Annotated in this window: 1 protein-coding gene; it reads right to left on the minus strand. The window is 71.9% G+C overall.

Annotated features, from left to right (window positions below; all coding sequences use genetic code 11):
- Nucleotides 1–2: 2 nt before the first annotated feature.
- Nucleotides 3–1,019: heterodisulfide reductase-related iron-sulfur binding cluster (locus tag GBZ26_RS29500; RefSeq protein WP_174441818.1), on the minus strand; the 1,017-nt coding region annotated here is incomplete at its 5' end.

Genomic DNA, 1,019 nt, shown 5'->3' on the forward strand with positions numbered 1-1,019 from the left:
GCCTACTCCGCCGCACGCGCCGCCGCGCCCGGCGAGCGGTCCGGACCGGCGAAGGCCAGGCTGTCCCTCAGCGCCTCGGGCTTCGGGCCGCCGGTCGCCCAATCCAGCAACTCGACCGTGTGGACGACGGGCAGCCCGGTCCCGGTGGCGATCTGGGTGATGCAGCCGAGATTGCCGGCGGCGATGGCGGCGGCCTTGGTGCTCTCGATGTTGCGCACCTTGCGGTCACGCAGCTGAACGGCGATCTCCGGCTGGAGCATGTTGTAGGTGCCGGCGGAACCGCAGCAGAGATGCGCCTCCGGGATCTCCTTCACCTCGAAGCCGGCACCGCGCAGCAGAGTCCGCGGCGGGTCCTTGATGCGCTGGCCGTGCTGCATGGAACAGGCGGAGTGGTAGGCGATGGCCTGCCCGGTCTCGATCACCGGAGCGGACAGACCGATCTCCGCCAGGAACTCCGTCACGTCGCGGGCGATGGCCGCCACACGCAGCGCCTTGGGCGCGTATTCCGCGTCCTCGCGGAACTGGTAGGCGTAGTCCTTCACCGTGGTGCCGCAGCCGGAGGTGTTGACGATGATGGCGTCCAGCCCTTCCCCGTCCATCTCGGCGATCCAGGCGTCGATGGTCTTCTTCGCCGCGGCGTCGCTGAGGTCGGTCTTGCCCATGTGATGGGTCAGGGCGCCGCAACAGTCGGCCCCCTTGGCCACCACCACCTCGACCCCGTGGCGGTTCAGCAGGCGGATGGTCGCCTCGTTGATCTGCGGGGCCAGCACCTGCTGGGCGCAGCCGACCAGCAGGGCGGCGCGCTTGCGGCGCGGTCCGACCGCCGGATGGCTGCCCGGCCGGTCGCTGTGGCTCGGCCCCGGCACCGATGTCGGGGCCAGCGCCAGCAGCGCGCCGAGCCGCCCCGGCAGCAGCCCGGCGAAGGGCTTGCCGAACCAGGCGGCGATCAGGGCCAGCCGGAACAGCCGCGGGTTGGGCAGAACGCGGGCCAGCAGGTCTCGGATGGCGCGGTCGGCGGG

Source organism: Azospirillum formosense (assembly GCF_013340925.1).
Taxonomy (GTDB): Bacteria; Pseudomonadota; Alphaproteobacteria; order Azospirillales; family Azospirillaceae; genus Azospirillum; species Azospirillum formosense.